Origin of the sequence: Gluconacetobacter sp. (assembly GCF_047721585.1) — a bacterium.
Classification (GTDB): domain Bacteria; phylum Pseudomonadota; class Alphaproteobacteria; order Acetobacterales; family Acetobacteraceae; genus Gluconacetobacter; species Gluconacetobacter dulcium.
The window spans coordinates 1-2381 of record NZ_JBDNXE010000243.1 but is presented as its reverse complement, the minus strand read 5'-3'; the positions used below and the strand labels follow the sequence as shown (position 1 = coordinate 2381).

Sequence of the window (2381 nt, the reverse complement as noted above, 5' to 3'; positions counted from 1 at the left end):
CCGCGACTCCACATGCGAGGCCGCCCTCGCCGGCACGAAAGCCAGCGCATAAGGCGAAACGCTGCTCACCAGATCGCACCCGCCCACCCGGCCCGACACCCAGTCCACCGTGCCCGCGCCATAGCAGCACAGCGTCCGCAACCGTCCGGGCGGCAACGGATCACGCCCCTCCCAGGCCGTCGGATCGCCCAGCACGACCGTCAGCGTCGCACACACCGCCAGCGCCGCCACCAGCGCCGCCGTCTGCTCCACATCCTCGATCAGAAACGCCGGATAGCGCCGCCGCATGTCAGGCCGCCGCAACGCCAGCGTCACCTCGTCCAGCGTGCCGCACAGCACGACACGCCCCGCCGGCAGCGCACACGCCTCCAACGTCTCATGCCACGCCGGCGGCACGACACGCGCCCACACCACCATATCCACCCCCGGCCCCGCGAGGTCCGCCAGCACGCCGGGCAACGCCGAAGCCCGCACATAGGGGGCCGTCCGCCGCTCGGCTCCGGACCAGCTTTCCATCAGGAACATCGCTCAGGCCGCGATCATCACGGGCGCATCATCCGCCGCGCCGCACGCATCGGCGGCATCGACCGTCAGCAGCAGCCGCACCCGCTCGGCCTCGGGCAAACCCGAAAGCGGCGGCGAACGGTGCAGCACATGCCCCTCCTCCCGCCAGTTGGCAAACCGACGCCCCTTCAGCAGCACCACCGCACCGGTCCGCGCCTGCCCGATGCGCGCCCCGCCATCCGCCGTCCACTGCACGCCCGGCCCCACATACGCGCACAGCAGCCGCAACCCCACCTGATCGACATGGAACCTGCGGCAACTGTCGGTCACGATCCGCTCCAGACGCAGCCGCACCGCCTGCTGCCCGGCCACCGTGCCATAAAGCCGCGCCAGATCCAGCACATCCTCCAGCAGCGCCACGGTCCGCCCGGTAAAAGCGCCCGCGATCCCGGCCCCAATCTCCGGCACCGTCCCCCGCGCCTGAATCAGCCGCGCCCCCTCGGCCAGATACGCACCAGCCGCCTCCCGCACCCGCGCCACCGGCACCCGAGGACGTTCCACGATAAAGCGTCCCTCCTCCCGGATCGCGGCACAACCCGCCAGATCACTCAGTCGATCGCGCGTGGGACAGCAGGACATCGAACGAACACCACTCTACGGCATGAATTGATATATTATAACATACGGTGTAGAGACCACAAACACAACCTTCCTCCTCGGAGCATCGCGATCATGGACCCCCGGCTTCCCGTCACCGTGCTGTCCGGCTTCCTCGGCGCCGGCAAGACGACATTGCTCAACCACATTCTGAACAACCGTGAGGGCCGCAAGGTCGCGGTCATCGTCAACGACATGAGCGAGGTGAATATCGACGCCAACCTCGTCCGCAACGGCGGCGGCAACCTGTCGCGCACCGACGAAAAGCTGGTGGAGATGAGCAACGGCTGCATCTGCTGCACCCTGCGCGACGACCTGCTGCTCGAAGTCGGCCGCCTGGCGCGCGCGGGCCGTTTCGATTATCTGCTGATCGAATCGACCGGCATCGCCGAGCCCCTGCCCGTCGCCGCCACCTTCGCATTCCGCGACGAAGAGGGCACCAGCCTCAGCGACCTCGCCCGGCTGGACACGATGGTCACGGTCGTCGATGCCGCCAACCTGCTCAACGACTACGCATCGACCGATTTCCTGCGCGACCGGGGCGAAGTCGCGGGCGACGGCGACGACCGCGCCCTGGTCGACCTGCTGGTGGAACAGATCGAATTCGCCAACGTCATCATCCTGAACAAGACCGACAGCGCCACCCCCGCCCAGCGCGACGCCGCCCGCCAGATCGTCCGCGCCCTGAACCCCGACGCGGACCTGATCGAGACCAACCAAAGCCGGGTCGATCTGGCCCGCGTGCTCGATACCGGTCGCTTCGACGACGACCGCGCCCACACCCACCCCCTCTGGTTCAAGGCACTGCACGGCCACGCCGAACATGTCCCCGAAACCGAGGAATACGGCATCGGCAGCTTCGTCTACCGCGCCCGCCGCCCCTTCATCCCGGCCGCCTTCGCCCACTTCATCGAACAGAGCTGGCCCGGCCTGATCCGCGCCAAGGGCTATTTCTGGCTGGCCACCCGCCCCGACTGGGTCGGCGAACTCAGCATCGCCGGCGCCCTGGCCCGCCACCAGGCCGCCGGCCAATGGTGGGCCGCCATCCCCCACCGCCACTGGCCGCAGGACGAAGAGTGGCGCCGCACCCTCACCGCGAACTGGGACGACATTTACGGCGACCGCCGGCAGGAACTGGTCTTCATCGGCACCACGATGGACGAACCCGCCCTCCGCCCGGCCCTCGATGCCTGCCTCGTCCCCGAAGAGGGCTTCCACCC

General features: G+C 68.8%; 3 protein-coding genes. 1 reads left to right on the top strand and 2 read right to left on the bottom strand.

The genetic code is table 11. From position 1 onward, the window contains the following. Together ABF821_RS20810 and ABF821_RS20805 are read right to left on the bottom strand one after the other, a co-directional pair. A partial coding sequence (locus ABF821_RS20810; protein WP_415531446.1) for a hypothetical protein occupies nucleotides 1–516 on the bottom strand: 516 nt, incomplete at its 3' end. A gap of 12 nt (nucleotides 517–528) precedes the next feature. Further along, nucleotides 529–1065 carry a DUF1826 domain-containing protein gene (locus ABF821_RS20805; RefSeq protein WP_220791869.1) on the bottom strand — a complete coding sequence of 179 codons (537 nt, stop codon included), beginning with the start codon at nucleotides 1063–1065 and terminating at the stop codon, nucleotides 529–531. 171 nt (nucleotides 1066–1236) lie between these two features. Here ABF821_RS20805 and zigA point away from each other — a divergent pair. Next, the coding region (gene zigA, locus ABF821_RS20800) for a zinc metallochaperone GTPase ZigA (RefSeq protein WP_415531445.1) at nucleotides 1237–2381 on the top strand (1145 nt) is incomplete at its 3' end.